Here is a 914-nt window from a genome sequence, read left to right as displayed (position 1 = left end):
GCCCATATCGGCGACGAACCGGACGATTGGGGCGAGGTCATGACTCCTTCGGCAATGGTTGGCGAAGCAACGCGCTTTGTGGACCAGTATGGCTTCAAGTCCTTGAAGCTCAAGGGTGGCGTGCTCGAACCCGACCTTGAGATTGAAACGATGCTGCAACTGCGTGCAGCATTCCCCAACCATCCTCTTCGCATAGACCCAAATGGCGGATGGACGGTCCCTACCGCGATCCATGTTGCTCGGAAACTCGAAGGCGTCCTCGAATATCTCGAAGACCCGGTTCTTGGTATGGAAGCGATGGCGGAGGTAGCGCGCTCGTGCAATGTTCCACTCGCAACCAACATGGTTGTCCTGGAGTTCGACCATTTGGCGGAGGCGGTGCGCCGAGATGCTGTGAAGATTGTCTTGTCGGACCATCATTATTGGGGTGGCCTACGTGCTTCCACGCATTTGGCGAAACTGTGCGAAGCCTTTGGACTGCAGGTTTCCATGCATTCAAATTCCCACCTCGGCATTACCCTGGCCGCGATGACKCATTTGGCGGCAGCAACGCCCAACCTGAATTTCGCCTGCGATACGCATTATCCATGGACCGACACCGACATCATTGAGGGCGATCCATTCCGTTTTGCCGACGGGAATCTTGAGGTCTCTGGCAAGCCTGGACTTGGTGTGTCGATCGATCGCTGGAAACTCCGTAAGTTGGCTGATCTTTATGAAAGTGCGGGGATGAACGACCGGAACGACACCCTCTACATGCAGCAATTCGACCCCACATATGAGCGCCGCGTTCCACGTTGGTAATTGTCGTATTCAATCAAGAGAGCATCACCATGACCCCTGCCCTAACATCTGCAACACGTGAGAAATTGCGCCGTGTAAGCACGGCCACACTTTGCACGGCACTCTTCAAA

At 54.9% G+C, this 914-nt stretch carries 1 protein-coding gene; it reads left to right on the top strand.

The genetic code is table 11. From position 1 onward, the window contains the following. A partial coding sequence (locus tag ACXJ5O_RS28395) for an enolase C-terminal domain-like protein (RefSeq protein WP_457302826.1) occupies nt 1-804 on the top strand: 804 nt, incomplete at its 5' end. Nucleotides 805-914: the final 110 nt, after the last annotated feature.

Source organism: Phyllobacterium sp. P5_D12 (genome assembly GCF_054049495.1).
Note: the sequence above shows the minus strand (reverse complement) of the source record. Positions and strands in the feature narration are given on the sequence as shown.